Here is a 346-nt window from a genome sequence, read left to right as displayed (position 1 = left end):
GGTGGTGACGTCGTAGGTGGCCGAGGTGATGGTGGGTGCCGAGACATTCGACACGGTCACCGCGTTGCCCGTCAGGTCTGCACCCGAGGTGGTCGTCACATCCCAGCTGGCGGCGGCGGCCAGGTTGAAGGTGGTGGCGTCGGCGGCCGTGGTGCCGGCCTTGTTCAGCAGGCCGCCCACGGCCAGCTTGTCTGCGGCGTTCAGGGTGACCGAGAACGCCGTGGCGCTGGCAGCGGCGACGTTGCCACTGGTCAGGGTGTAGGAGCCCCCGCCCTGGCCGACGACCGACAGCTTGGAGACGTCGATGGTGTCGCCGGTGACGATGTTGACGGCCGAGACCGAGAGG

1 protein-coding gene is annotated in these 346 nt (G+C 69.1%); it reads right to left on the bottom strand.

Annotation, left to right across the window (positions count from 1 at the left end):
- Nucleotides 1–346, bottom strand: a 346-nt coding sequence (locus tag ASE31_RS32105) for a hypothetical protein (protein ID WP_162261424.1), incomplete at both ends; no start/stop codon positions are given.

The sequence above is a fragment of the Acidovorax sp. Root217 genome (genome assembly GCF_001428645.1).
In the GTDB taxonomy this organism is placed as follows: domain Bacteria; phylum Pseudomonadota; class Gammaproteobacteria; order Burkholderiales; family Burkholderiaceae_C; genus Acidovorax.
Note: the sequence above shows the minus strand (reverse complement) of the source record. Positions and strands in the feature narration are given on the sequence as shown.